Source organism: Streptomyces sp. BE20 (genome assembly GCF_036322525.1).
In the GTDB taxonomy this organism is placed as follows: domain Bacteria; phylum Actinomycetota; class Actinomycetes; order Streptomycetales; family Streptomycetaceae; genus Kitasatospora.
Genome location: NZ_JAQYWW010000765.1, coordinates 1 through 340, shown reverse-complemented (window position 1 = coordinate 340; position 340 = coordinate 1). Strand labels below are relative to the sequence as shown.

The 340-nt window shown below is 71.8% G+C and carries 1 pseudogene; it reads left to right on the top strand.

Features of this window, described 5'->3' with window-relative positions:
• Position 1: 1 nt before the first annotated feature.
• Positions 2-340 (top strand): annotated as a pseudogene (locus PUR61_RS16545) (polyketide synthase); the annotation flags it as partial.

Here is a 340-nt window from a genome sequence, read left to right as displayed (position 1 = left end):
GCTGGCGACGTACGGGCAGGACCGGGACGGCGGCGAGCCGTTGTGGCTGGGGTCGGTGAAGTCGAACATCGGGCACACGCAGGCCGCGGCCGGTGTCGAGCGCATCATCCAGATGGTTCTCGCGATGCGGCTGGGGGTGCTGGCCGCGACGCTGTCGGCAGACGAGCGGTCCCCGGTCGGGGACTGGGCGTCCGCAGACGGCTGGACTTCCAACCCCGCCCGCCCGCAGCCTACGCGACGGCGTCGATCTCTTATGCCATCACGGCCACGACGACCGAGGACAGGCCGTTCACCACCGCGACGTCCACGTCCGGGAACGCGGCGAGGACGTCCGCCTCGG